The 22,057-nt window shown below is 71.0% G+C and carries 24 protein-coding genes and 1 pseudogene; 8 read left to right on the top strand and 17 right to left on the bottom strand.

Annotation, left to right across the window (positions count from 1 at the left end):
* Positions 1 to 22: 22 nt before the first annotated feature.
* Together CA984_RS18800 and CA984_RS18795 are read right to left on the bottom strand one after the other, a co-directional pair.
* Positions 23 to 685, bottom strand: coding sequence for a response regulator (locus CA984_RS18800; RefSeq protein ID WP_086574136.1), 663 nt, complete (start codon positions 683 to 685; stop codon positions 23 to 25).
* On the bottom strand, positions 682 to 1,809 hold the full coding sequence (locus tag CA984_RS18795; RefSeq protein ID WP_086574135.1) for a histidine kinase: 1,128 nt from the start codon (positions 1,807 to 1,809) through the stop codon (positions 682 to 684). The genes CA984_RS18800 and CA984_RS18795 overlap by 4 nt, the downstream gene beginning before the upstream one ends.
* A gap of 232 nt (positions 1,810 to 2,041) precedes the next feature.
* On the opposite strand from CA984_RS18795, the gene CA984_RS18790 reads away from it, so the two are divergent.
* The gene (locus CA984_RS18790) at positions 2,042 to 2,470 is read left to right on the top strand and encodes a DUF6223 family protein (RefSeq protein WP_086574133.1); all 429 of its coding nucleotides are present in this window, start codon (positions 2,042 to 2,044) and stop codon (positions 2,468 to 2,470) included.
* A gap of 155 nt (positions 2,471 to 2,625) precedes the next feature.
* On the opposite strand, the gene CA984_RS18785 is transcribed toward CA984_RS18790, so the two are convergent.
* On the bottom strand, positions 2,626 to 3,195 hold the full coding sequence (locus CA984_RS18785) for a GNAT family N-acetyltransferase (RefSeq protein ID WP_207620929.1): 570 nt from the start codon (positions 3,193 to 3,195) through the stop codon (positions 2,626 to 2,628).
* A 426-nt stretch (positions 3,196 to 3,621) separates the two neighbouring features.
* Between CA984_RS18785 and CA984_RS18775 the strand changes: the two genes are divergently transcribed.
* Entirely contained in the window at positions 3,622 to 4,440 is an 819-nt protein-coding gene (locus CA984_RS18775) for an NAD-dependent epimerase/dehydratase family protein (RefSeq protein ID WP_086574131.1), read from the top strand.
* On the opposite strand, the gene CA984_RS18770 is transcribed toward CA984_RS18775, so the two are convergent.
* Together CA984_RS18770 and CA984_RS18765 are read right to left on the bottom strand one after the other, a co-directional pair.
* Entirely contained in the window at positions 4,408 to 5,841 is a 1,434-nt protein-coding gene (locus CA984_RS18770; RefSeq protein WP_086574128.1) for an FAD-dependent oxidoreductase, read from the bottom strand. The genes CA984_RS18775 and CA984_RS18770 overlap by 33 nt on opposite strands.
* 398 nt (positions 5,842 to 6,239) lie before the next feature.
* Positions 6,240 to 6,566, bottom strand: a complete 327-nt coding sequence (locus CA984_RS18765) for a putative quinol monooxygenase (protein WP_086574126.1) — start codon at positions 6,564 to 6,566, stop codon at positions 6,240 to 6,242.
* A 58-nt stretch (positions 6,567 to 6,624) separates the two neighbouring features.
* Between CA984_RS18765 and CA984_RS18760 the strand changes: the two genes are divergently transcribed.
* Entirely contained in the window at positions 6,625 to 6,945 is a 321-nt protein-coding gene (locus CA984_RS18760) for an ArsR/SmtB family transcription factor (protein WP_086574123.1), read from the top strand.
* 38 nt (positions 6,946 to 6,983) lie between these two features.
* On the opposite strand, the pseudogene CA984_RS18755 reads toward CA984_RS18760, so the two are convergent.
* The 4 genes and pseudogenes from CA984_RS18755 to CA984_RS18740 all read right to left on the bottom strand — a co-directional run.
* Positions 6,984 to 7,471, bottom strand: a pseudogene (locus CA984_RS18755) (IS30 family transposase); the annotation flags it as partial.
* A 175-nt stretch (positions 7,472 to 7,646) separates the two neighbouring features.
* Complete coding sequence (locus CA984_RS18750) at positions 7,647 to 8,270, bottom strand: hypothetical protein (RefSeq protein ID WP_086574120.1); 624 nt, start codon at positions 8,268 to 8,270, stop codon at positions 7,647 to 7,649.
* Between the two features lie 137 nt (positions 8,271 to 8,407).
* Entirely contained in the window at positions 8,408 to 8,614 is a 207-nt protein-coding gene (locus tag CA984_RS18745; protein WP_086574117.1) for a DUF397 domain-containing protein, read from the bottom strand.
* Positions 8,607 to 8,948 carry a DUF5753 domain-containing protein gene (locus CA984_RS18740; protein ID WP_086574114.1) on the bottom strand — a complete coding sequence of 114 codons (342 nt, stop codon included), beginning with the start codon at positions 8,946 to 8,948 and terminating at the stop codon, positions 8,607 to 8,609. Before CA984_RS18740 ends, CA984_RS18745 begins: the two co-directional genes overlap by 8 nt.
* A 284-nt stretch (positions 8,949 to 9,232) precedes the next feature.
* Between CA984_RS18740 and CA984_RS18735 the strand changes: the two genes are divergently transcribed.
* Entirely contained in the window at positions 9,233 to 9,781 is a 549-nt protein-coding gene (locus CA984_RS18735) for a GNAT family N-acetyltransferase (protein WP_086574111.1), read from the top strand.
* 121 nt (positions 9,782 to 9,902) lie between these two features.
* Here CA984_RS18735 and CA984_RS18730 read toward each other — a convergent pair whose 3' ends face one another.
* From CA984_RS18730 to CA984_RS46300, 5 genes are all read right to left on the bottom strand, one after another.
* Positions 9,903 to 10,511: a hypothetical protein gene (locus CA984_RS18730; protein ID WP_086574108.1), complete on the bottom strand. Its 609-nt coding sequence runs from the start codon at positions 10,509 to 10,511 to the stop codon at positions 9,903 to 9,905.
* The gene (locus CA984_RS18725) at positions 10,508 to 11,059 is read right to left on the bottom strand and encodes an RNA polymerase sigma factor (RefSeq protein WP_242676042.1); all 552 of its coding nucleotides are present in this window, start codon (positions 11,057 to 11,059) and stop codon (positions 10,508 to 10,510) included. The genes CA984_RS18730 and CA984_RS18725 overlap by 4 nt, the downstream gene beginning before the upstream one ends.
* A 367-nt stretch (positions 11,060 to 11,426) precedes the next feature.
* Positions 11,427 to 12,029 (bottom strand): helix-turn-helix domain-containing protein, encoded by a 603-nt coding sequence (locus CA984_RS18720; RefSeq protein WP_086574104.1) that lies wholly within the window; start codon positions 12,027 to 12,029, stop codon positions 11,427 to 11,429.
* 46 nt (positions 12,030 to 12,075) lie between these two features.
* Positions 12,076 to 14,967, bottom strand: a complete 2,892-nt coding sequence (locus tag CA984_RS48710) for a helix-turn-helix transcriptional regulator (RefSeq protein WP_278249035.1) — start codon at positions 14,965 to 14,967, stop codon at positions 12,076 to 12,078.
* A 121-nt stretch (positions 14,968 to 15,088) separates the two neighbouring features.
* Positions 15,089 to 15,250 (bottom strand): hypothetical protein, encoded by a 162-nt coding sequence (locus CA984_RS46300; protein ID WP_165781318.1) that lies wholly within the window; start codon positions 15,248 to 15,250, stop codon positions 15,089 to 15,091.
* A gap of 427 nt (positions 15,251 to 15,677) precedes the next feature.
* On the opposite strand from CA984_RS46300, the gene deoC reads away from it, so the two are divergent.
* Genes deoC through CA984_RS18700 form a run of 4 tightly spaced genes read left to right on the top strand, consistent with a single transcriptional unit; the run spans position 15,678 to position 19,135 of the window.
* Positions 15,678 to 16,634 carry a deoxyribose-phosphate aldolase gene (deoC, locus tag CA984_RS18710; protein ID WP_086574100.1) on the top strand — a complete coding sequence of 319 codons (957 nt, stop codon included), beginning with the start codon at positions 15,678 to 15,680 and terminating at the stop codon, positions 16,632 to 16,634.
* Between the two features lie 3 nt (positions 16,635 to 16,637).
* Positions 16,638 to 18,062, top strand: a complete 1,425-nt coding sequence (locus CA984_RS18705; protein ID WP_086574097.1) for an aldehyde dehydrogenase family protein — start codon at positions 16,638 to 16,640, stop codon at positions 18,060 to 18,062.
* A complete protein-coding gene (locus CA984_RS45520; RefSeq protein ID WP_133061709.1) occupies positions 18,055 to 18,252 on the top strand; it encodes a hypothetical protein in 198 nt (65 codons plus the stop codon). Before CA984_RS18705 ends, CA984_RS45520 begins: the two co-directional genes overlap by 8 nt.
* Positions 18,245 to 19,135, top strand: coding sequence for an aldehyde dehydrogenase family protein (locus CA984_RS18700; protein WP_086574095.1), 891 nt, complete (start codon positions 18,245 to 18,247; stop codon positions 19,133 to 19,135). The genes CA984_RS45520 and CA984_RS18700 overlap by 8 nt, the downstream gene beginning before the upstream one ends.
* A gap of 246 nt (positions 19,136 to 19,381) precedes the next feature.
* Here the strand turns inward: CA984_RS18700 and CA984_RS18695 are convergent, their stop codons facing one another.
* Genes CA984_RS18695 through CA984_RS18685 form a run of 3 tightly spaced genes read right to left on the bottom strand, consistent with a single transcriptional unit; the run spans position 19,382 to position 21,907 of the window.
* Positions 19,382 to 20,788: an amidase gene (locus CA984_RS18695; RefSeq protein ID WP_086574093.1), complete on the bottom strand. Its 1,407-nt coding sequence runs from the start codon at positions 20,786 to 20,788 to the stop codon at positions 19,382 to 19,384.
* A gap of 47 nt (positions 20,789 to 20,835) precedes the next feature.
* On the bottom strand, positions 20,836 to 21,063 hold the full coding sequence (locus tag CA984_RS18690) for a type II toxin-antitoxin system antitoxin (RefSeq protein ID WP_086574091.1): 228 nt from the start codon (positions 21,061 to 21,063) through the stop codon (positions 20,836 to 20,838).
* On the bottom strand, positions 21,056 to 21,907 hold the full coding sequence (locus tag CA984_RS18685) for an SPFH domain-containing protein (protein ID WP_086574089.1): 852 nt from the start codon (positions 21,905 to 21,907) through the stop codon (positions 21,056 to 21,058). The genes CA984_RS18690 and CA984_RS18685 overlap by 8 nt, the downstream gene beginning before the upstream one ends.
* Between the last annotated feature and the right edge of the window lie 150 nt (positions 21,908 to 22,057).

Genomic DNA, 22,057 nt, shown 5'->3' with positions numbered 1-22,057 from the left:
TCCGGCACCCGGATCGTGGATGTCAGGGGTTGCGTGGGACTACCAGGCCGGATTCGTAGGCGAGGACCACGAGCTGAGCGCGGTCGCGGGCGTGGAGCTTGACCATGGCTCGGTTGATGTGGGTTTTCGCGGTCAGCGGGCTGATCACCAGGCGGTCCGCGATCTCGTCGTTGGACAGCCCCTGCGCGACCAGGGCGACGGCCTCGCGTTCGCGGTTGGTCAGTCCTTTCAGCCCCCTGCCGGTGCCGGTGTGGAGCGGCTGGGTGACGTACCGGTTGATCAGCTTGCGGGTGATCGACGGGGCGAGCAGCGCGTCACCGCGCGCGGCGACGCGTACGGCGTGCAGGAAGTCCTCGGGCACGATGTCCTTGACGAGGAATCCGGCTGCGCCGGCGCGCAGCGCGTTGAAGACGTATTCATCCAGGCCGTAGTTGGTCAGGATGACGACGTGCACCCCGGCCAGGGCCGGGTCCGCGGCGATGCGCCGGGTCGCCTCGATGCCGTCGACGACCGGCATCTGGATGTCGATGAGCGCGATGTCGGGCAGATGTTCCCTGGCCAGAGCCAGACCCTCCATCCCATCGCCGGCCTCGGCCACCACCTCGATGTCGTCTTCGAGGTCGAGGAGCGCGCGGAACCCGCTGCGAATGAGCGGCTGGTCGTCGACCAGCAGGACACGGATCATGACATTCGGTCCACGGGGAGTTCGGCCTGGACGGTGAAGCCGCCCTCGCCGCGCGGCTCCGCACGCAGGCGACCGCCGAGGGCGGTGACTCGTTCACGCATCCCGAGCAGCCCGACGCCGGGCACCGAAGCGGTGTCCGGGGTGGCCTTGCCGTCGTCATCGATACGTATCGCGAGGGCGTCCGGACGGCAGTCGATCCGGACCGACGCGGTAGCGGCGGCGGCATGCCGGGTGATGTTGGTCAGCGATTCCTGGACGACCCGGTAGACGGTCCGGCCCACCGCGGCCGGCACGTCATGTCGCTGCCCTTCGATCGTCAGCGTCGCGTCCAGGCCGGTCGTCCGAGCCCGTTCCACCAGTTCCGCGACATGGTCGAGCCCACGCGGCGGGCGCATGTCGTCATCGCGCAGCGCCTCCAGGGTCGCGCGCAGCTCCCGGGTCGCCTCGCGTCCGGCCTCCTGGATCGCCAGCAGGGCCTCCGGCACCTGTTCACCCCGCTTGCGGGCCACGTGGACGGCGACTTCGGCCTGCACCTTGATGATCGAGATCTGGTGGGTGAGCGAATCGTGCAGCTCCCGCGCGATGTGCAGCCGCTCCTCATCGGCGCGGCGCCGCGCGGTCTCCTCCCGGGTGCGCTCGGCTTCGTCCGCCCGCCGCTCGGCCTGCCGCAGCGCTTCACCCGCGGCGCCGGCCGCGATCAGCCAGGCAATTTCGAGGGCACCCCGGGCTTGCGCGAACGCCTCGCCCGTGTCGTGCAGGCCCGAGGCCAGGGCCGCGAGGGGGAGAACGGCCAACATGATCACGCTCGCCGCCACCGTGACGATACGGTGTCCCGCCCGCACGGCCGCGTACACCGCGAACAGGTACGCGACGGCAGGCACGTCGAAACCGGCCGCCTGGTAACCCGCCGCGCACAGCCCGGTGACGGCCAGGACGGGAACCGGAGCCCGGCGGCGCGCGGCCAGCACCAGGCCGCCGGCCGCCAGCAGCGCGAAGCCGAGCAGGTCGAGGGAGGGGGTGGAGTGCCGCCCGGACAGCCCGGTGACCAGCAGCGTCGCCGCCACGCCGACGGCGATCGCCCAGTCTGTGACACCTGCCCGGACACCGGGCCGTCCTGTACTCATGCGCGCACCTTAGCCGGATGCCCGCGCGGGCGACTCCTGCGCACGAATGATCAGCCGCCTACCGCGCACGCAGTACTTTCCGCAGCTCCTGCGGCATCCGCAGCAACCGGGTGCGCCATCGGCGGCAGCGCCAAGTGCCGACGCCCGCTGGACGACCGGCGGCGGGTCCGGCGGACATGATCAGGCGGTATCCAGTCGTAGGAGCATGTCGCAGGAGCATAAGGAGCACCTCATGTCCGTCCGTCACCTGCTCGCCGCCGCCGCAGCCGCCCTGCTCGGAGTTTCCGGGCTTGCCACACCGGCGGCCGCGTACGTCTCGGCCCAGCCGGACCCCGTCAGTGTTTACGCCATGAGCTCCGGGCGGCTCGGGGCCATCGTGGCCGCGCTGCTGGGGCTGGCCGGCGTGGTCATCGGCGGGCTGGCTCTGGCCCGTGCCGCCGGCCGTATCGGCACCGGCACCGGCAACGGGAGAGGCGGGGCCGTCGTGGCCTTGGTGGCGGGGCTGATCGGCATGGCCCTCGGCGGGCTGGTCGTGGCCACCGCCGWCGGCGGTCTCGGCACCGGCAACGGGCTGGGGGGAGGCCTGGTGGCCCTGGTGGTGGGGCTGATCGGCACGGTCCTCGGCGGGCTGGTTCTCGCCCGCTCCCGCCGAACCGGCTGACCGCCGAACCGCCGAACCGCCGAACCGGCTGACCGGCTGACCCCAGCGAATACAAGTGCGCGTTCGGGTCCGCTCGAAGACCGCCCCGCCAAGTTCCTGTGCGCCGTACGTGCCCCGCCCTGGCCGGATGTTCGGGTAGCTGTCCTCAGTGGCGGTCAGACAGCGGTGAACTGCTCCGTGCGGTGGTGGAGCCAGGTGTGCAGCGGGTCACGGGCACCCGCCCGGCTGAGCAGCGGCGCTGAGGTGAGCTGGAAGCCCGCGGAGCGGGCGACCGCCGCGCTGGCGGTGTTACCTGGGGAAATGCGCAGGAGTACGCGGGCGGCGGCCAGGGGGTCGTAGGCGTAGCCGGTGATCAGCTGGACGGCTCGGCGGGCCAGGCCCTGCCGGCGGTGCGCGGCGCCGATGGCGTAGGCCAGTTCCACCTCGCCGGCGGTACCGGTGGGAAACAGCAGGATCTCGCCGAGGGGCCGGTGGCCGTCGGTGGTGACGGCGAGCTGGAGCCTTTCCCCATCGGCGCGGCGTTGGCGGGCCTGGCCCAGGTAGGCGCGGGCGGCCGCCAGATCGAAGGGGGCGCGTAGCGGCGTCCAGCGGTCGACGGCCGGTTCGTCGAACAGCTCGGCCATCGCGGGTACGTCGTGATCGTCCCATTCACGCAGGACGAGTCCCAGGCCGGTGAGGTGGATGTCGCCGGCGAAGGCGGGACGGTCGGTGTCGTGCGTGGTCACAGGTCTTCCTCCGGTTCGGATGCAGCCCGTTTGTGATCTTTGCTTGTGGCGGGACCGCCTGGTGACGCGGCGCTCGATGACGATGATCCCTGTGTCCGGAAGTCCTCGGCAACGGACAAGATCGAGGAGAGCCGCGCGAGGGCTCTGACCGGCGTCCGTAACCCCGTCCGGAGCTGTCCGTAAGACGGAGTCGTCCGACGTACGCAGGCTCGGCGTCGTCTGCGCCGACCATACGTCCGATGCACAGGTCCAGGCCGAAGCGACGCGGCGCGCGCAGGCGAGCGGTCAGCCGGTGGACCTCCAGGTCCCGGTCCAGCGCCTGCCGCCATGCTGCCCGGTTCACGACGCGATAGCGCATTGTCTACGGGCGGAATGGTTCGCCAGAATGAAACTCTGTTTCCTTTCTGGAGGTACTGGAGGTAGAGGGTGCGATACGCGATCATCGGGTGCGGGCATGTGGGCCTGGAGCTCGCCCGGCGCTGGACCGAGGCCGGGCATGCCGTCACCGGCACCACCACCACGCCCGAACGTGTCCCCGAGCTGCGGAAAGCCTGCGCGGAGGTCGCGGTCCTGCGCGGCGCCGACCGTGACGCGGTCGTGCGGGCCGTCGACGGGGCCGACGCCGTGGTGCTGACCGTGAGCCCCCGCCTCAGCGGAGCCTTCGACGCCGCGTCGCGGGTCGCCGAGTACGCCGACACGCTCGTCGCCACCGCCCGGGTCGCCGCCTCGGTGCATCCGCGCGCCGTCTTCACCAGCTCCGGCTCCGTGTACGGCGGCGGCGCCGGCCCGCTGATCGACGAGACGGCCCCCACCACCGACGACCCGGACGCCTCCCCGCGTTCCTTCGTGGCCGCCGAGCAGGCGGTGCTGGCCACGCCCGGCGGTGCGGTGCTGCGCATCCCCGACGTGTACGGCCACCCGGGCGACCTCGACTACCCCGCCCGGGTGCGGTTCGCGCACGAGCGGCTGGGCGGCAGCGTGCCGTTCGCGGCGGACGCGCTGCTGTACCGGATCGACTACCGAGACGCGGCCGCCGCCCTGGACTTCCTGGTGACCGAGGGCTTGACCGGCGTGTTCAACGCCTATCCCGATGCCGTGACGCCGCCCAGGAACGCCGAGGCCTTCGCCGCGATCTGCGCCGCCGAAGGGCTGCCCGAGCTGACCTACCGGGGGGAGATCCGCCTGCCCGAGGCGCCGGTGAGCTCGGCCAGGCTACGCGCGCTCGGCTTCCGCTTCGCGCACTGACGCGGCCAGGGCCCGCCCGGCCAGCCGGCCGAAGGCCAGCGCGGGGGTCAGGCACATGCCTGAGCAGAACGCGTTGCCGTTGACCGCCGCGGAGCCGATGACCTCGCCCACGGCGTACAGCCCCGGGAGGACGCGGCCGTCGGCTCGCCGTACCCGCAGGTGGTCGTCCACGTCGACGCCGGCGAAGGTGATGAGCGTGACGGGATGGTTCTCGATCGCGTAGAAGGGTGGCTCGGCGATCGGCGCGGGCAGGTGCCGCCGGCCGAAGTCCTCGTCCAGGCCGCGCGCCACCGCCTCGTCGTACCGCCGCACCTGCGCGACCAGCCCGTCCGCCGAGATGCCGGCGAGCGCGGCGAGCTCGGTCAGGGTGTCGGCCCGGTGCAGCCCGCGCCGCCGCCCGCAGGTCTCCGCCAGCTCGGCCGGGCTCCACCCGTGCACCATCGGCCGCGACTCGCGCAGCGCCCGCGCGTCGAACACCATCCAGAACGTCATCCGCTCGACCTCGGTGAGCGCGCGCTCCTTGCGGTCGATGCTGGGCTCGTCCTCGGCGATCCAACGGTGCCCGCGCCGGTCGACGTAGATCTCCCAGGGCGGCCGCTCCTGCGCCACGAGCTGCGGCCGGTGCAGCCAGTCGACCCGCGGGTCGCCGTCGACGGCCGGCGGCAGCCCGCCGAACGTCGGGATGTAGCGCCCCGTCCCCTGCAGTCCCGCGCCGGCCCGCCGTGCCATCAGCAGCCCCTCGCCCGTCGAGGTCGGCGCGGCCGAGGTGGTCAGCGGCACCCCCTCCAGCTCGGTGAACAGCTCGGGCGCGGAACCGAACCCGCCGGTCGCCAGGACGACGGCCGGCGCTCGCCACTCCTGCCCGTCGCCGGTGGTGACGCCCACCACGGTCCCGTCCTCGACCAGCAGGTCCGCGACGGCCGTACCGCACCGCACCCCGACCAGCTCGCGGGCGGTGTACGGCTCCAGCAGCCGCCGCAACGCCGCCAGCACGGCGGGCCCGCCGGGTGTCTGGGCGGCGTGCACGGTGCGTGGGATCGTGTACGGCTCGTGCCCGTAGACGATGCGCGGCGTGTCCGGATCAGGGGTGAAGCCCGCCTCGAACAGCCACTCCAGCACCGCGGGCTGTTCGGCCAGCGAGAGGCGGGTGAGGTCCGCGCGTCCGGTTCCCCGGTTGATGCGCACGATGTCGGCGTAGTGCCGGTCGGGGTCGTCATCGATGCCCCGCGCGCGCTGCGCCGAGAACCCGCCGGCCGACAGGTGCCCGCCCGAGCAGTGCAGCGCGCCGCCGATGTCGGCGGCCTGCTCCAGCACCAGGACCCGTGTTCCCGCGCCCGCCGCGGTGATGGCGCAGGCCAGCCCGCCGGGCCCGGCCCCGACCACGATCACGTCCCACGCCATCGCCCACCCCCTGATGGATACAATGTTTCCTTCTGCGGGTGGCCGGTCAAGAGCGTTTCCGGTGGCTCATGGTCGGGCGTGATCGTACGCGAGCCGGCATCGGCCGGCCGCGCAGCCCTGAAGGCCCTCCATGGTGGGCGCATTCGAGGGGTCGTCGCAACACACGTGATCAATTGCTGTCAGCGGTCAGCATGGCCGCGAGAAGTCCGCGCTGACCCTGAGCGTTGCGGCGATGGCCGCCCGCTCCCTCGATAGCGGGAGTGGGCGGCCGTTCGTCTTGCCTGCTCATGTGATGCGGACGGCGGCGAGATTCTTCGGGAGCCGACGCATGTGGGGGCGCCTGGCCAAGGTCGATCACTCTGTCCGGCGTGTCGGGCGCGGATACGCAGACAATGGGGTCAGAGGGTCACGCTGAGGGGTGTCAGCCAGTGGATCTCCAGGTCTTCTCGTAGGTAGTCCATGCGGTGCTGCTGGAAGTGTGCGAGTTCGGGACGCGCGAGATGCGCGCGCAGGTCGTCGGCCGACCGCCACAGTTCGTAGAACACGAACGTGCTGGGATCAGCCACGTCTCGGTGGACCTGGTACTGCATCGAGCCAGGCTCGGCCCTGGTCGGCTCCACGAATGACAGCAGCAGCCGCTCCAGCTCATCGGCGCGCTCGGGCTTCGGCCGGGCGAAGCCGTAGATACCGACCGCCCCGCTTCCTTCAGGTACGACAATTTCCATACCTGCTAACGCTAGCCATCGGCCCAGGTATGATGCAAATCATACCTAGGAGTGAGCCATGGATTTGGGCAAGGTGTTCCGCGCGCTGGCCGACGACTCCCGCCGCCAGGTCGTGGCCGAACTCGCGGCCGATACCGAAGACCGGGAGCGTGCCTGCGGCTCGTTCGACCTGCCGGTGAAGAAGGCCGCGCGCACGCATCACTTCCGGGTGCTGCGCGAGGCGGGGATGATCATGCAGCGTGACCACGGCAACGGCAGCGCCGTCTCACTGCCCAGGCAGGACATCGAGCGTCATCTGCCCGGCCTGTTGCAGCTCCTGTCCGAGGAGCTGAAGTCCGGCAGCGCGACGGGCAGAACCGGGAACACTGCGGCTGGTTAGCCCACCAGGAGCACTGGCCGTCCTGCTGCTCCCACAGGTCAGAGGCAGGCCGTCATGAGCTCGGTGAGGCGCTGTGCGGGAGTCTCCCGGCCGAGCGTCTTGCGAGGTCTGGAGTTCAGCTCGGCGGCGACGGCGTCGAGCTGGTGGCGGGTGTGAACGGACAGGTCGGTGCCTTTGGGGAAGTACTGACGCAGCAGGCCGTTCGTGTTCTCGTTTGAGCCGCGCTGCCAGGGCTGGCCGGGGCGCAGAAGTAGACGGGGATGTCGGTGGCGAGCGTGAACGACCGGTGAGCGCCCATCTCGCTGCCCTGATCCCAGGTCAAAGAGCGCTTGAGATGAGTCGGCAGCGTGGCCATGGTCTCCACCAGGGCGTCGCGCATGTGCTCGGCGCTGCGGTCGATCGGCAGGTGGACGAGCATCACGTAGCGTGTGGTCCGCTCGACCAGGGTGCCGATCGCCGAGGTGCCGTTCTTGCCGATGATGCAGTCACCTTCCCAGTGGCCGGGCACGGCGCGCTCCCGGTCCTCCCGGATCTCGAAGTCCATCGCATCCCCTCATCTGGGGTGTTGCGACGACCACTAGAAGGAGGGGTGGCGCGCCGGGCCCTGGCCGGTTCGGCGATCTTGGCATCGATCCGGTTCACCACCGCCTCCAGCCGCCACCGCTCGCTCTCGCAGGTGGCTCCGCCCTGGTCGTGGGCGGTCAGGGCCAGTACGGCTGTGCGCGTTCGGCGGCGGCGGTGATGGCCGCGCCGTCGAGCTCGGTGAACGTCAGAGGCACGTCGTAGAGAGGCCATTCGACCGCGAACTCGAACGGCTCGGGCGGCGGCAGGGGCCACAGCCACAGGCTCCAGCTACTGGAGACGGAACGGTCGTCTCCTGACGCGCTGCCCCCTCTGCTCCGCTTGAGGATCGGACCCTCCGGACACGGCGGCGGCCACTCGCCGGAGTCCGTCCTGCCGTCCACGGTCGTCGCCTTGGACCCGTCGGGGAAGCGGACGCCGAAGCGGACGACTTCGTCCGGGAGGGAGTCCTCGGCGCGGAACCTGTGCCGGTGATGCCCGAACATCAGGTCGTGCCGGTCCCACCAGGTGTCCTCGTTCACTCCCTCGACACGGCGGGCGGCCATCTGGAGACGGATCGTCACGCCTGCGGGAAAGGCGACGGCGTTGGCAAGAACGATGGCCAGCGTTTCACTGCGGAACAGCATCCGCTCGATGGGCACGATGCCGCCCAGAATGTCATTCGGAGGCCCGGTCCAGGGGGGATTCTCTCTCTCCTTTTCCTGCTCCTGGACACGGGGCGGTGGCGCGGTGAAGAAGTCCATGCGGTCAACCTACGCAACTACGGAGGCTCACACGGACTTTTTTATGACATATCAGCCCGTGTACCGATCGTTTCGGCGATCAGGTGGAGAAAGCGATCCGACTGTGGGAGCGGTCGCCTCGCCTGGTCGGATCCCCGTCACCCCAGGTCGTCGAACTCCCCGTGCTTTACCGCACCTGTGAAAGCGCGCCAGCTGTCAGGAGTGAAGACCAGCGCCGGGCCGTGAGGATCCTTGCTGTCGCGGACGGCCACGACGCCGGGCAGATTGTCGGCCACCTCGACGCAGTTGTTGCCGCTGCCACTCAAGCTGCTCTTGCGCCAGTCGGCTTTTGAGAGATCAGTCATGGATGGGCCGTTCCTTGATGTCGGCGATCAGCTTCATGGAATCCTCCGGGGACAGAGCTGCATCACAGATGCTCGTAAATGCCATTTTATAGCGATCTATGTGATCTGAACTCTCGACATAAACATCACCGGCGGTACCTTCCACGTAGGCGATGTCGGGATCGACCTCTTCCGAGAAAGACAGGACGGTGAACGCCCCCTCCAATCCCGCGTGTTCTCCGGCGCTGTAGGGAAGCACGCGGACCGTCACATCGGGGCGCCGGGCTGCGACAAGCAGGGCTTCCAGCTGGTCGCGCATCAGCTGGTGGCCGCCCTCTGCCGCTACGAACGGCACCGGGCGGCCTCCCTCCGCGTCGTCTGGTTCCGCCTGCCCGGCCACCGCTCCCGAGAAGCCCGGCCTGTCCCTCTGAGCGTCCGCCGGGGAACACGCATCCCATCCGGATGTGGCCGCGCCCCCCGGCGTACGGCCAGGCCCGTCCTGTGCCTCCTCCCCTACGGCTCCCTGCGAATCGGCTCGAACGTGTCGTTTCGGCCTCCCGAGCGCGCCGGGCAGCCGGAGAGGGCAGACAGGTCTTCTCCTTCGGATCACTCTCACGGGCGTGCGATAGGTTGCCCGCCATGACTGACCTCGGTCCCGTCGCCTGGCCACCTGCTCCGATAAGGACCGAACGGCTCGTGCTCCGTGAGCCCGAGGCCCGGGACCGTGCGGCGCTCATCGAACTGTTCACCTCGTCCGAGGTGGGCACCTACATCGGTGGCCCTCGACCGCGTGATGAGTTCGAGCGTGCGTTGCCTGCCGTGCCCAGGCGGCGCCCTGGCCTTTTCGTGGTCGATCTCGATGGGGCGATGATCGGCATCATCGAGATCGACCGGCGCGACGCCGAGCGCCCGGGGCACGTCCGTCCGGATGGCGGTGAGGCCGAACTCGGCTACATGTTCCTGCCGGAGGCGTGGGGATGCGGGTACGCCGCCGAGGCGTGCGCGGCGGCACTCGGCTGGGTCGCCGACGCGCTTCCCGGCGAGCCGGTAGTGCTCAGCACCCAGACCGCCAACGACCGCTCGATGCGCCTCGCGGCGAAACTGGGGTTCACCGAGGTGGAGCGGTTCGAGGAGTACGGCGCCGAGCAGTGGTTCGGTGTGCGGTCCTCGGTCACGCCGTCCGGTTGAGCTCGGCCGTTCCTCTCAGATCATCTGATCGTTGGTCCGGGTGTGTCGTTGGCTGATGCCCAATGGGCTCGGATTCGGGTGGTCGCCGTCATGACAGGCGAGGCTCAGCTCCCTACGGAGATCAGCTCCCTGCGGGCGGACGGCCGGGGCCGTCAACGTCGTCCCAGGTCGGGTCGTCGGCGATGACGCACGGCTTGACCTGGCCGTTGACCACGTATCCGGCGAACTGCCACAGCACCCGCGGCTTCTCCGAGGTCTGATCCTCGTTCTCGGTGAACGCCATCACCAAGGTCTGCCCGTCCCCGACGTACCGGGGATCGATGTCCATCCCTCCGCCAGGCAGCAGACGAACGGCCTTCTCGGACGCGGAGCCCTTCCACTCCTCCGGGGAGCCGCCCCCGACGATCTCGCCCCTGTCCCCCCGGCACGTCTTGCGTGGCTTGAGGTAGGTGATGTCGGCGGTCACCCCCATCCTTTTCAGATCCTGTTCCAGCTTGTCGGCGTCCCTGAACTCGTTGAGCTTGACGTTGATCGTGCCGTCGCCGTTCTTGGTCACCGCGTACGCGGACCGCTCCGACCCGGTCAGCAGCGGCACCGCGATCGCCGCCGCAGCAGCCAGCCCGGCCACCGCCGCCCCCGTGAACAGGCGGCGGCCGGTGCGACGGCGCCGTTCGGCGCGCGCGGTGATTTCGGCCTTCAGTTCCATCAGTATCTGCTCCTCGAAACTCATCCCGGTGTTCCTTCCATGACGAGGGGCAGTCCCCGCAGCGTGCGGCGAGCGCGGTGCAACCGCACCTTGGCGGTCCCCGACCGGATGCCGAGGGCCATCGCCGCTTCGGTGACCGTGAGCTGGTCGATGACGACCAGTTCCAGTACGGCGCGCTCTCCCTCGGGCAGGTCGGCCATGGCCTTGAAGACCTCCCTGGCGGGCCCCTCCGCATCGATACGCTCTTCGAGCCTGGCAACGTCGTCGGTGTCCAACGGACGCCGGCCGCTCACCCGGCTCGTCAGCCGCGACTCCTTGAACACCCGGCGCCGCTCGGCCGAGAGCGTATTGCGCGCCACGCCGTACAGCCACGCGATCTCGGTTCCCAGCCCGGCCCGGTAGGTGTGGGCGGAGTCGAGCACCGCCATGAACACCTCGGCCACCAGGTCGGCGACCGTGTGCGGATCGTCGATGCGCCGAGCGAGGAAGCGGGTGACCGCATCGACGTGCCGCCGGTAGAAGGCTTCGAACGCCACGTGATCCGTGGCGATCCCTGCCTGTTTGCGACGCACCGGCAATGCTCCCTTCGTCGATTGACACCCCTGCTTGGTCAGAACCGTCCAAAGGGTTACAAGAGGGCGGCGGCCCTCTCCGCTCCTCGGAGCCGACCGAAGAGGGAGCGGCACACGTTGTCCCAGGTCGTCGAGACGTATGGTCATCGGAGGGAGAGCAGACTCCCCAGTCATCGGCTACTCCGATGCTGCTGGGACGCTGTCATCGAGCACGCCACCGGTATCTCACCGATCTGAGACCGCCGCCGGCCGGCACCGTCTGCCTGCCCGATCAGGAGCCGGGCCGGTAGTTCCGCGCTGTGAACGGCTGTCGCATGTCGCCGCTCTCCACGGCTGTCCGATGCCGGCTCCGAGCCGTACGGAGAAGTCAGTCCTCGGAGAAGGAGATCAGCGTCAGGACCCGGCAGGGAGCGGCGCCGGTGGCGTAGACGTGGTCGGACTCCGAGGCGAACCGCAGGGCGTCGCCCGCGGTGAGGGTCACCGACCACTCGTCGGTCTCGACGGTCACCTCGCCCTCGACGACGTAGGCGTGCTCCACCGAGCCCCGCCCGTGCGAGCTCTTGGCGCTGCGGGTGCCCGCCGGGATGTCGCCCTCGGCCAGCTCGAAGCGGCGCCGGTCCGGAGCGGCGAACAGGGTCCGGATCGCGGTGTTGTCGCCGACCGCCAGGGGGACGCTCTCGCTCCTGCGGATCACCTCGGGCCCCACCAGGTGGATCCGGGTCAGCTCGCCGAAGGTCAGCTCCAGCGAGGCCGCCAGCCGCGACAGCACCTCCACCGTCGGGTTGGCCACGCCCCGCTCGACCTGGGAGATCAGCGCCTTGCTCACCCCGGTCAGCTCGGCCAGCTCGCGGACGCTGAGGCCGCGGGCCAGGCGGACGCGGCGCAGGTTGGCGGCGATCGCGCCGCGCACTCCCGCCGCCTCGGAGGAGGACGGGACCATGCCGACCGTGATGCCGTTCTCGCCCTGCACGCGCGTCCCCTCTCCCCGGTCCCGACCGGTCCAATGATGCAGCAGGTCAGCCGATCAGGGCGAGGCGGTGGGCGGCAGCGGCGGCCTCGCCCCGGGTGGAGACGCCAAGCTTGCCCAGGATGTTGGAGACGTGGACGCTCACCGTCTTGGCCGAGATGAACAGCTCGGCGGCGATGTCGCGGTTCGACCGCCCCTGGGTGACCAGCCGGAGCACCTCCTGCTCACGCCGGGTCAGCGGCGGGGGCAGCGAGGGGGACGGCGCAGCCGGCGGGAGCGACGTGCTCGGGGCCGTCTCCTCCGTCAACGTCACCCCGACCCTGCGGGCCAGGGACTCGATCTCGGTGGCCAGGGGCCGGGCCGACAGGGCGAGGGCGATCGGGTAGGCCGTGCGCAGCCGTACGGCGGCGCCCTCGCGGTCACCCGCGCCGGCCGCCGCCCGCCCCGCCTGGAGCAGGGACTTGGCGCGCGGGAAGGGGCGGCCCAGCCGCTCCCAGGCGGCGGCCGCGGCGTCGTGGTCGCGGTTGAGGCAGAGCCGGTAGGCCTCGGCCACGGGGCTGTCCACGCTCATCGCGGCCCCCGCCTCCTCGACCTGGGCGCGCAGCGCCGCAGCCCGCTCGGGCGCGAACGTCTCGGTGACCTCGCAGACCCCGGACAGCAGGGCGAGCATCCGCCAGCCCAGCATGGGCTTGCTCATGATCCGTGCCGTGCGGACGACCTCCTCGGCCACCTCCAGCGCGGCCAGCGGCTCGCCGTTCAGCAGGTGCAGAGCCATCTTGAGCCGGGCGTTGGCCGTGAGTTCCTGGGTGAACTCCTCATGGCCACCGTAGGTGTCCACCTCCGCCAGGACGGACTTGATCACGTCCGTCTCGCCACGCGCGGCCGCCACGTCCGCGCGGATCCGGCGCAGGTGGTGCCGGGTGCGCAGGATCGGGTCCATGGTGAGTGCCCGCTCGGCCACCTCGGCCGCCTCGGCGAACCGGCCCAGCGCCTCCAGCGCCTCCGCGCGGTTGTTGGCGATGAACGTCCCCGAGATGCGGTAGCGGCCGTACTTCCTGGCCCGCAGCTCGCCTTCGAGGGCCAGCTCGACCGCCTCGGCCGAGCGGCCCATGTTGTTGAGCGCGTCCACGTTGTTGGCGAGGGCGCGCAGGATGATGCGGCCGGAGCCGACCCGCTCGCCGATCGCCTGGGCGGCGGAGTTGACGGCGATCGTCTCGTCGAGGCATCCGGTGATCGAGTGGCCCAGGGCGAGGTTGAGCAGCAGGTCGGCCTCCAGGCACTCGTCGCCGTGCTCGCGGGCGATCCGCAGCGCCTCCTCGGTGAGCGCGGTCCCCTCGGTCACCTCGCCGCTGAACGCCAGGAAGGAGCCCAGCTTGGACAGCACGAGGGCGCGCTCCGGCCCCGGCTGGGGGACGAGCCGTTCGGCGTAGCGGAGGTCGTCGAGCGCGCCGGGCTTCCGCTTGGACATCTTGAACTGCGCCCGCCGTACGACCAGCTCGGCCACCCGCGCGGGGGCGGTCTCCTCGTCGAGCTCCTCCAGCGCGGCCTTGACGAACCGGCTGCCCCGCTCGATCTCGCCGCAGGCGTGGGCGGCCTCCGAGGCCTGCTCCAGGACCGTGGTGTGGTCCACGCCGATCCGCTCCGCGGCGTCGGGGACCTTGCCCCACAGCGTGAGCACCCGCTCAAGCAGCTGCAGCTTCTCGTTGTAGGCGAAGGTCTTGGCGGCCTTGCCCGCGGCCTCCCAGGCGGAGACGAGGGCCCAGAGGTCGTCGCGGGCGGCGTACCAGTGGTGGGCGATCTCGATGGCGGCCCGGCCGTGCGGGACCAGCGTGCGGTCCCTGCCGATCTCCTCGGCGAAGCGGGCGTGCATCCGCACGTGCTCGCCGGGAAGGAGCTCGTCGTGTACGGCCTCGCGGATCAGCGAGTGCCGGAAGGCGTAGGCGCGGCCGTCGGCGACCTGCAGGACGTTGGACGCGATGGCGGGCCGGAGGGCGTCCTCCAGGTCCACGTCGGACAGCCCGCTGACCGCGGCGAGCAGGTCGTGGCCCACCCGTATCCCACCGGCGGCGGCGATGCGCAGCATCCGCTGGGTCTCGTCGGGGAGCTGCTCGACGGAGCCGATGATCAGGTCGTGCAGGGATTCGGGGAAGGAGCCCTCGGCCCCGCACTCCACGAGTGCCTCGACGAACAGCGGGATGCCCTCGCTGCGCTGGAAGACCTTGCCGACCCGGGCGAACTCGGGGGTCGCGCCGAGGATGCCGGCCATCTGGGCGGCCACCTCGTCCTGGGTGAGCCGGGGCAGGTCCAGCCGGAGGACTCCCTCCAGCCGGCCGAGCTCGGCGAGCACCGGCCGGAGCGGGTGCTGGCGGTGCAGGTCGTCGGACCGGTAGGTGAGGATCATCAGGACTGGCGCGGTGCGCAGGTTGCGGCTGAGGAAGGCGATCAGGTCGCGGCTGGAGCGGTCGGCCCAGTGGATGTCCTCGATGACCAGGATCACCGGGCGGCGCTCGGCCAGCCGTTCCAGCAGGTTGAGGATCTGCTCGAAGAGCCGCGCGCGGGCGGTGTCGGTCTCCGCGTCGCCGCTCGGTTCGCCGAATTCGGGCAGCAGCCGGGCCAGGTCACGTGCCGCGCCGTCGGGCAGCAGGGCCGCGACCTCCTCGGCGCCGCACTCGCGGACGAGCTGGCGGATCGCCGCGGTGAAGGGCGCGTAGGCGAGACCTTCGGCGGAGAGTTCGACGCAGCCGCCGATGAGCACGTGCGCTCCGTCGCGCGAGGCTCGCTCGGCGAAGCACCCGATCAGCCGGGTCTTGCCGACTCCCGCCTCGCCGCCGAGCAGCACGGCCGCGGCCGCGTTGTTGCGCGCCTGCTCGAAGGCCTCGGCCAGGCCCGCGAGCTCCGCCTCTCGCCCTACGAAGACGGGGCTTACCGCTCGACCCAACATGTCGTCCAGCATGTCATGCCTTATGTGTAGCTATCGCCCTATTTATCGTTGTGTGGAAGGGGCTACGGCGCCTGAGAGGCCCGGCCGGACCGGAGGCGACGGCCGGGCTCTCGTGACGGGTTCATGCGGCGCTGAACTTGCCGAAGAACCCCCGGCGGCGCTCACCCTGGGAGCGCACCTTCCTGGCGGCCTGGATCTGGCGGGCGCGGCGGTGGTTGTCCGCCTCCTCACGGAGCTCGGCGGTGCGGTTGATGATCATCTGCAAGTGAAGCTCGGGACCCATTTCGGGTTCCTCCTGAGGTGTGGTGCGGTGTGATTTCCTTACACACTCAAGATTCCTCCTAAGGCCCCCACCCCGACATCGGACGGATGCCTTATCTCCGGGACGCCCACGGCCCAGGACTACCTAGACCGTGCCGCTCCACCGCCTTAGACGTGCCGTGACACGTCCCACAAGGGGTCTGAGGCGTGTCCCGCGAGGGGTTTGGGGCGTGTCCCGCGAGGGCGCCGACGGCCTTCCCGGTCGCCGCCGGAGGCTCTCCCGGCCGGACCGGCCGCGCCCGGGGCGGGCGCCCGCCGGCGCGGCGGGGCGCCGTACGGCCGGGCCCACCGCTGAACTCGGCGAATGTTGACGAAAACGAGTGAGGGTACTGGGCAGCGTCCAGTTTGGAACTAATCACACCAGTCGGCATTCTGGAGAGGTGTCAACTATGACTACTTCGCTCGCCGACGTGGCCGCATCCAACGTCACGCTGCGGGCTTTCCTGCACGGCCTGCCCGGTGTCGACCGTGTGGGCGCCGACCAGCGGGCTGCGATGCTCGGCACCCGATCCATCAAGACGACGGCCAAGGCGGAGGCCATCGACCTGGCGATACGCATGGTGGACCTGACGACGCTCGAAGGCGCCGACACGCCGGGCAAGGTCCGCGCGATGTGCGCCAAGGCGGTCCGTCCCGATCCCGGTGACCCGACGGTGCCCAAGGTGGCCGCGGTCTGCGTCTACCCCGACCTGGTGGCCCAGGCCGTCGGCGCGCTCGGCGGCTCCGGCGTGAAGGTGGCCAGCGTCGCGACCGCGTTCCCCAGTGGGCGCTCGTCCCTGGACGTCAAGGTCGCCGACACCGCGTTCGCGGTGGCGGCCGGGGCCGACGAGATCGACATGGTGATCGACCGGGGCGCGTTCCTCGCGGGCGACTACCTGAAGGTCTTCGAGGAGATCTCCGCGATCAAGACCGCCTGCGGCCGTGCCGGAGACAGGCAGGACGCGCACCTGAAGGTGATCCTGGAGACCGGCGAGCTGTCGACCTACGACAACATACGGCGTGCCTCCTGGCTGGCCATGCTGGCCGGGGCCGACTTCATCAAGACCTCCACGGGCAAGGTGCAGCCCGCCGCGACCCCGCCGGTGACGCTGGTCATGCTGGAGGCGGTCCGTGACTTCCTCGCGGCGACCGGCCGCAAGGTCGGTGTGAAGCCCGCGGGCGGCATCCGGACCACCAAGGACGCCGTCAAGATGCTCGTCCTGGTCAACGAGACCGTCGGCGAGGGCTGGCTGAGCCCCGACTGGTTCCGCCTCGGCGCGTCCACCCTGCTCAACGATCTGCTGATGCAGCGTCAGAAGATGGCCACCGGCCGGTACGCGGGTCCCGACTACTTCACCCTGGACTGATCGATGTTCGAATACGCACCGGCCCCCGAATCCCGCGACGTCGTCGACATCAAGCCGTCCTACGGCCTGTTCATCGGCGGAGAGTTCGCCGACGGGACGGGCACGTCCCTCAAGACCGTCAACCCCGCGTCCGAGGAGGTCCTGGCCGAGGTGGCCGTCGCCTCCGCCGACGACGTCGACCGGGCCGTCCGGGCCGCGCGCGAGGCGTTCGGCACCTGGTCGGCGATGCCCGGCTCCGAGCGGGCGAAATACCTGTTCCGGATCGCCCGCATCATCCAGGAGCGCTCGCGCGAGCTGGCCGTGCTGGAGACGCTGGACAACGGAAAGCCGATCCGCGAGTCCCGCGACGTGGACCTGCCGCTGGTCGCCGCGCACTTCTTCTACTACGCGGGCTGGGCCGACAAGCTCCGGCACGCCGGGTACGGCGCGGACCCCCGGCCGCTCGGCGTCGCGGGCCAGGTCATCCCGTGGAACTTCCCGCTGCTCATGCTCGCCTGGAAGATCGCCCCCGCGCTGGCAGCCGGCAACACGGTCGTCCTCAAGCCGGCCGAGACCACCCCGCTGACCGCGCTGCTGTTCGCGGAGATCTGCCGGCAGGCCGACCTCCCGCCGGGCGTGGTCAACATCGTGACCGGCGCGGGCGAGACCGGCGCGGCCCTGGTCAACCACCCGGACGTGAACAAGGTCGCGTTCACCGGTTCCACCGAGGTCGGCCGCCTGATCGCCCGCTCCGTCGCGGGGACAGGCAAGAAGGTCACCCTGGAGCTCGGCGGCAAGGCCGCCAACATCGTGTTCGACGACGCCGCGCTCGACCAGGCCGTCGAGGGCATCGTCAACGGGATCTTCTTCAACCAGGGGCACGTCTGCTGCGCGGGCTCCCGGCTGCTGGTCCAGGAGTCGATCGCGGAGGAGCTGCTCGACGCGCTGAAGCGCCGGCTCGGCACGCTCCGCCTGGGCGACCCGCTGGACAAGAACACCGACATCGGCGCGATCAACTCCGCCGCCCAGCTCGCCAAGATCCGCGAGCTGTCGGACCTCGGAGAGGCGGAGGGCGCCGAACGCTGGTCGCCGGTGTGCCCGCTGCCGGACAAGGGCTTCTGGTTCCCGCCGACGATCTTCACCGGCGTCGCCCAGTCGCACCGGATCGCCCGCGAGGAGGTCTTCGGCCCGGTCCTGTCCGTGCTGACCTTCCGTACCCCCGCCGAGGCGGTCGAGAAGGCCAACAACACCCCGTTCGGCCTGTCGGCGGGTGTGTGGACGGAGAAGGGCTCGCGCATCCTGTGGATGGCGGACAGGCTCCGCGCCGGCGTCGTCTGGGCCAACACCTTCAACAAGTTCGACCCCACCTCCCCGTTCGGCGGCTACAAGGAGTCCGGCTACGGCAGAGAGGGCGGACGCCACGGGTTGGAGGCGTATCTCGATGTGTGACCATCGCAAGGCCAAGCGCCGTGACCGCCGGGCCCAGAGCACCCGGGGCCACGACTACGCCCGCGCCGGCCGTCCGGCGCTGCGGGGCTGGTTCGCCCACCGGTGCGGGGTGAGCCGCTGCGGTCAGATCTTCGTACCGGCACGGCTGGCACAGCAGGAGAGCATGTGGAGAGGGCGGGGAGATGAGTAAGGCGGAGCGGCCGGGTGGCCGCGAGCCCGTACGGCTGGCCGTGCGCAAGACCTACAAGCTGTACATCGGCGGGGCGTTCCCGCGTTCGGAGAGCGGAAGGTCCTATGCCGTGACCTCCTCCAAGGGCGAGTTCCTGGCCAACGCGTCCAAGGCCTCCCGCAAGGACGCCCGTGACGCGGTCTCCGCCGCCCGCAAGGCCTTCGGCGGCTGGTCCGGCGCCACGCCGTACAACCGGGGGCAGATCCTCTACCGCGTCGCCGAGATGCTGGAGAGCCGCCGGGCGCAGTTCGTCGCCGAACTGACCGACGCGGGGACGAAGAAGGCCGGGGACGTCGTGGACGCGGCCGTCGACCGGCTGGTCTGGTACGCCGGCTGGGCCGACAAGATCGCCGCGGTGGCCGGGTCCACCAACCCGGTCGCCGGGCCGTACTTCAACGTCTCCTCGCCGGAGCCGACCGGCGTGGTCGCGGTGGTCGCCCCGGACGAGCCCCTGCTCGGGCTCGTCTCGGTGATCGCCCCGGTGATCGTCACGGGCAACACCTGCGTCGTGATCGCCGGCGAGCGGGCCCCGCTGCCCGCCATCACCCTGGCCGAGGTGCTGGCGACCTCCGACCTGCCCGGTGGCGTGGTCAACATCCTCACCGGCTCGGTGAAGGAGATCGCTCCCTGGCTGGCCGCGCACATGGACGTCAACGCCATCGATCTCACCGGTGTCACCGACCCGGATCTGGCGGTGGCGTGCGAGGAGGGGGCGGCGGAGAACCTCAAGCGGGTCCTGCGCCCCGCCGCGACCGCCGCGACCGACTGGTCGGCCGACCCCGGCACCAAGCGCCTGACGGCCTTCCTGGAGACCAAGACCGTCTGGCACCCCACCGGCGTCTGACCCGCCCAGGCCGGCGCCGGGGGTGGGATCCGCCACCTCCGGCGCCGGTACGGCGGCGCGCCGAGCGGGCCGGGTCGTAAGCCGCGGGCGGTAAGCCGCCGGTCGCGGGCGGTCAGCCCAGTAAGCCGCCGGTCGCAGGCGGTCAGCCCAGTGAGCCGCAGGCCGCAGGCGGTCAGCCGAGCGGGTCGCAGGCCGCAGGCCGCGGGCGGTCAGCCGAGCGGGCCGTAGGCCGCGGGTCGCGGGCGGTCAGTCGAGTGGGGCGTGGCGGAGCCAGGGGTGGGCGCTCTCCAACTGGGCGGCCAGGGCCAGGAGCTGGGACTCGCCACCCGGTGCGGCGACGAGCTGGACGCCGATGGGCATGCCGGTGGAGTGCCAGCCGTACGGAACGGTCATGGCGGGCCAGCCGGCCATGTTCCAGGCCCCGGTGGCGGGGGCGTACGTCACGTTGGTGCGGATGTTCGCCAGCAGCCCGCGGCGGCCCCATCGCCCGGCAGGCGGGGGGACGGCGGCGAGCGTCGGGGTGATGAGCACGTCGGCGTTGCCGAACCACTGGTCGGCGCCGTGGGCGCGCCACCGGTCACGGCCCGCCGAGCCGTCCAGCCTGAGCCTGGTGAGCAGCTGGCCCACCCTCGCCAGTGACCTGGTGCGGCGCTCCAGCCTGCGCGGGTCGAGACCCTCGACGTCCTCTCCGGCGCACGCCAGCCAGGTGGCGATCGTGGCGGAGCCGAGCCAGCCGGGCATCCGCGCGCCGTGCTCCACCACGGTGTGCCCCGCGGCGCCGAGGGTGTCCGCCGCCTCCACCACAGCTCTCTGGAACTCGGCGTCCACCGTCAGCCCCGGCGGCAGCGGCGCCGGGGCCACCGCGATCCGCAGTCTCATCGGCTCCGACGGGGTGAGGCCGCCCGGATAGTCGTCGATGGCGCTGCCGACTCCGAGGGACTCGCTCTCACCGGGCGTCGCCAGTGACATGTCGCCCGCCATCACCGCCAGCGCCAGGGCCAGGTCGGTCACCGTCGTGGCCAGCGGGCCGTTCTCCGACATCCCGCGCCAGCCGTGTTCGGGCGGCGGGACCACCTCCTGGCCCGGCTTGATCGAGACGAGCCCGCAGCAGGCGGCCGGGATGCGCAGCGAGCCGAGCCCGTCGTTGCCGTGGGCCAGCGGGACCATCCCCGAGGCCACGGCCGCCGCGCTCCCGCTCGACGACCCGCCCGGGGTGCGCTTCAGGTCCCAGGGGTTGCGGGTCACGCCGTACACGCTGTCGGAGAACCCCGCCAGGCACAGCTCCGGCACGTTGGTGATCCCCACGACCACCGCGCCCGCCGCCCTGAGCCTGGCCACCACCGGGTGGTCCTCGGCCGCGGCGGTGCTCGACGTCGCCGCGGACCCGTTGCGCGTCGCCTCACCCCTGACCGCGACGTTGTCCTTGATGGCGACCGGCACCCCGGCGAGCGGCAGCCCGGCCAGGTCCTCCCGTTCCTGCACGGCCCGCGCCTCGGCGAGCGCCCGCTCGGCGCGGACCTTGCGGAACGCCCCGATGCGCCCGTCATACTCGGCGATCACCCGCAGGTGCTCCTCGACGACCGCCGGCGCGGTCGCCTTCCCCCGTCGTACGGCCTCCGCGATCTCCACTGCGGACTTTCCCACCCACGACATGAACCGAGTGTGGTCCGGCGAGTGCGCCAGCGGAAGCTTCTCACATCTCAATCAGATGACTTGTCCGGCGCATCGGTGTTGTCCCGCTCTGTTGCGTCTCGCTCGGCGTCATCCCGCGTGGCCCGTCTGAGGTCGCGGCCCGCTCCCTTGAGAGCCAGGCGCAGGGCGTACTCCAGCTGGGCGTTGACGCTCCGCAGGTCGTCGGCCGCCCACTTGGCGATCGCCTCGTAGACGGCCGGATCGAGCCTGAGCAGGATCTTTTTGCGCTCAGCCATACAGACTGCCGGCGTTGACCACCGGCTGCGTCGCCCGGTCACCGCACAGGACGACCAGGAGGTTGGACACCATCTGCGCCTTGCGCTCCTCGTCGAGCTCCACGACGCCCTCCTCGGCCAGCCTCGTCAGCGCGAGCTGGACCATGCCCACCGCGCCCGCGACGATCTGGGTGCGCGCCGCGACGACCTGGGTGGCCTGCTGGCGGACCAGCATCGCCTGGGCGATCTCCGGCGCGTAGGCGAGGTGGGTGATCCGGGCCTCCAGCACCTCCACCCCGGCCAGGTGGGTGCGGTCGCTCAGCTCGGTGGTGAGCTCGGCTGCCACCTCGGCGCCGTCGCGCAGGCTCGTACGGCCCTCCTCGTGGGCGTCGTAGGGGTGGCTGGTGGCCAGATGCCGGACGGCCGCCTCGGACTGGATCGCCACATACTCCTCGTAATCGTCGACGGAGAACGCGGCCGTGGCGGTGTCGATCACCTTGTAGACGACGACAGCCGCGATCTCCACGGGGTTGCCGTCGGCGTCGTTCACCTTGAGCTTGGCCGTCTCGAAGTTGCGCACCCGGAGTGTGATCCGCCGCTTGGTGGTGAACGGTAGCACCCACAGGAAGCCCGCGTCGCTCACCGACCCGACGTAGCGGCCGAGGAACTGGACGACCTTCGCCTCGTTCGGGTTGATCACCACGAAGCCGGTGGCCACGACGACCGCGATGACCCCCCACACGATCCCGGCGATGGAGAGCAGCACCATGCCGCCCGCCTGCGCGGCCGCGGCGGCGGCGATCCCGAGGGCCAGAAGCCCCGCCAGAACGGCGAACCCGTTCGCCCGGAAAGCACGTCGTTCCATGAGTCCCGCCTCTGCTATCGAAGTGATATCACTACGATAGCCCACTACAGGTGATCGCGCGCAACCCCGAGGTGACGTCCGGTCCGGCGGGCGGGAAGGGCATCAGGTCCGGGGAGCGCGGACGTCGTGCCGGGAGGGGGTGCCGGGAGG

It is taken from the genome of Streptosporangium minutum (genome assembly GCF_002149035.1).
Taxonomy (GTDB): domain Bacteria; phylum Actinomycetota; class Actinomycetes; order Streptosporangiales; family Streptosporangiaceae; genus Streptosporangium; species Streptosporangium minutum.
This window is presented reverse-complemented; position numbering and strand designations above follow the sequence as displayed.

Bases quoted from the DNA above. Each gene is read 5' to 3' on its own strand.
- CA984_RS18705 (WP_086574097.1), top strand. From the start codon at position 16,638: ATGTTCGAATACGCACCGGCCCCCGAATCCCGCGACGTCGTCGACATC.
- deoC (WP_086574100.1), top strand. From the start codon at position 15,678: ATGACTACTTCGCTCGCCGACGTGGCCGCATCCAACGTCACGCTGCGG.
- CA984_RS45520 (WP_133061709.1), top strand. From the start codon at position 18,055: ATGTGTGACCATCGCAAGGCCAAGCGCCGTGACCGCCGGGCCCAGAGC.
- CA984_RS18735 (WP_086574111.1), top strand. From the start codon at position 9,233: ATGACTGACCTCGGTCCCGTCGCCTGGCCACCTGCTCCGATAAGGACC.
- CA984_RS18800 (WP_086574136.1), bottom strand. From the start codon at position 685: ATGATCCGTGTCCTGCTGGTCGACGACCAGCCGCTCATTCGCAGCGGG.
- CA984_RS18690 (WP_086574091.1), bottom strand. From the start codon at position 21,063: ATGGCTGAGCGCAAAAAGATCCTGCTCAGGCTCGATCCGGCCGTCTAC.
- CA984_RS18700 (WP_086574095.1), top strand. From the start codon at position 18,245: ATGAGTAAGGCGGAGCGGCCGGGTGGCCGCGAGCCCGTACGGCTGGCC.
- CA984_RS18750 (WP_086574120.1), bottom strand. From the start codon at position 8,270: ATGGACTTCTTCACCGCGCCACCGCCCCGTGTCCAGGAGCAGGAAAAG.
- CA984_RS18685 (WP_086574089.1), bottom strand. From the start codon at position 21,907: ATGGAACGACGTGCTTTCCGGGCGAACGGGTTCGCCGTTCTGGCGGGG.
- CA984_RS18795 (WP_086574135.1), bottom strand. From the start codon at position 1,809: ATGAGTACAGGACGGCCCGGTGTCCGGGCAGGTGTCACAGACTGGGCG.
- CA984_RS18760 (WP_086574123.1), top strand. From the start codon at position 6,625: ATGGATTTGGGCAAGGTGTTCCGCGCGCTGGCCGACGACTCCCGCCGC.
- CA984_RS46300 (WP_165781318.1), bottom strand. From the start codon at position 15,250: ATGGGTCCCGAGCTTCACTTGCAGATGATCATCAACCGCACCGCCGAG.
- CA984_RS18695 (WP_086574093.1), bottom strand. From the start codon at position 20,788: ATGTCGTGGGTGGGAAAGTCCGCAGTGGAGATCGCGGAGGCCGTACGA.
- CA984_RS18770 (WP_086574128.1), bottom strand. From the start codon at position 5,841: ATGGCGTGGGACGTGATCGTGGTCGGGGCCGGGCCCGGCGGGCTGGCC.
- CA984_RS18730 (WP_086574108.1), bottom strand. From the start codon at position 10,511: ATGAGTTTCGAGGAGCAGATACTGATGGAACTGAAGGCCGAAATCACC.
- CA984_RS18745 (WP_086574117.1), bottom strand. From the start codon at position 8,614: ATGACTGATCTCTCAAAAGCCGACTGGCGCAAGAGCAGCTTGAGTGGC.
- CA984_RS48710 (WP_278249035.1), bottom strand. From the start codon at position 14,967: ATGTTGGGTCGAGCGGTAAGCCCCGTCTTCGTAGGGCGAGAGGCGGAG.
- CA984_RS18765 (WP_086574126.1), bottom strand. From the start codon at position 6,566: ATGGAAATTGTCGTACCTGAAGGAAGCGGGGCGGTCGGTATCTACGGC.